Origin of the sequence: Pseudomonas sp. FSL R10-1350, from assembly GCF_009600525.1 — a bacterium.
Taxonomy (GTDB): Bacteria; Pseudomonadota; Gammaproteobacteria; order Pseudomonadales; family Pseudomonadaceae; genus Aquipseudomonas; species Aquipseudomonas helleri.
The window spans coordinates 1-1,159 of the sequence record NZ_WIVR01000159.1; the positions used below are offsets into that span (position 1 = coordinate 1).

General features: G+C 65.3%; 1 protein-coding gene. It reads right to left on the minus strand.

Annotated elements, in window-relative coordinates; translation table 11 throughout:
* Positions 1–1,003 (minus strand): GTPase/DUF3482 domain-containing protein (locus GHO25_RS25615; RefSeq protein ID WP_153393370.1); only part of this gene is annotated, 1,003 nt, incomplete at its 3' end.
* Positions 1,004–1,159 lie beyond the last annotated feature (156 nt).

Below are 1,159 nucleotides of genomic sequence, written 5' to 3' on the forward strand. Positions count from 1 at the left end.
GGGTCAGGCCGCCGACCATTAAGTCCACACCCGCCCCGGCAGCGGCGCCGGCGGCAATCCCGCTGCCCACGCGCACCCCCAATTGCTTGAGGGTTTCGGGGTTGAACAAGTCGTCGCCCCAACGTCCGTCCAGCAACGGCAAGTCGCTGGCCGCCGCGTCCTGGGGGCGAAAACCGTACAGCTTGAGCAGCGCCTCGACGCAGCGTTGTTCACGCTGGCGAACCGCTTCGCGCAGTTGATTGATGGCCTGTTGCTCGACAGTTTTTTCGCTGGCCACGCTACGCCGGCACGCGGCGCAGTCAATCAACAGTTCCGCGATCATGCGCAGGGCGCTGTGTTTGCGTGCTTCGCGTTGAGCCTCCTGATCAGTGATCAAGCGTTGCAGCGCGCCGCGTGAATGCTCCAGCAGCAAGGCGAGGCTTTCATACAGGCGGCGCTCGCCGTCTTCCGGCGGGGCCACGCTGTCAAAACGCACCAGCGCATGCAGGCCGAGCCGGGCCAAGGCGTCGCGCCATTCAGGCTCGCGGTGCTGCGGGCTGCTGACAAAGTTGAGCACCGGCAACAGCGGCTTGCCGCAACTGGCCAGTACGCTGAGTTCGTCGCGGTATTTGGCCAGCACCGGCTCGCGGGCGTCGATCACATACAGCCCGGCGTCCGAGGCCAGCAATTGGCGTAGCACTTTGGCTTCTTGCTCAAACCGCTGGCGCGCTTCGCTGCCGTCGAGAAACCGTGCGACCCGCGCCGGGCCGTCAAGGCGCTCGCCGGGGCGGTCGAGGCGTTCCAGATAGTCGAGCAGGGCGATGGCATCTTCCAGCCCCGGCGTGTCGTATAACTCCAGCAGCGGCTCGCCGTCCACCGACAACCGTGCGCCTTCTACATGCCGGGTGGTGCTGGGGCGATGGGACACTTCGCCAAAGCCGACATCGCGGGTGAGGGTGCGCAGCAATGAGGTTTTGCCGACATTGGTGTGGCCGACCACGGCCAGCGTCAGTGGCTTAGTCATGGCCTGTCTCCAGCCAGTTGATGGGTGCGCTGGTGGCAAACGGCAGCCCGAGTTTTTCCAGGGCATGGTGCCAGTCGCTCAGGCGGTCGGCATCCGCCAGCCCTTGGGTGTACAACTGCGCGCCGCCAATCAGCATCAGCTCGTTCACTTCGTGCT